The organism is Nocardioides oceani (genome assembly GCF_030412965.1).
Classification (GTDB): Bacteria; Actinomycetota; Actinomycetes; order Propionibacteriales; family Nocardioidaceae; genus Nocardioides; species Nocardioides oceani.
The window spans coordinates 1-216 of sequence record NZ_JAUHJQ010000289.1; the positions used below are offsets into that span (position 1 = coordinate 1).

Sequence of the window (216 nt, forward strand, 5' to 3'; positions counted from 1 at the left end):
AGGCCGAGGTAGCCCGGGGCCTTCCGCGTGTCCACGTCGAAGCCGAGCGCCTCGAGCTCCTCGCGGGCCGCGTCGACGCCGGACGCACGCACGTTGGGGACCTCCACGAGCTCGGGCCCGCGCGAGACCACCAGCCCGACGGTGTCGCCCCGGAACAGCGTGCCGTCGACCGGGTCCTGGCTGATCACGTCACCCTCGGCGACGTCGTCGGAGTGC

General features: G+C 74.1%; 1 pseudogene. It reads right to left on the reverse strand.

What is annotated here, in order from left to right:
• Nucleotides 1–216 (reverse strand): annotated as a pseudogene (locus tag QWY28_RS24100) (PASTA domain-containing protein); the annotation flags it as partial.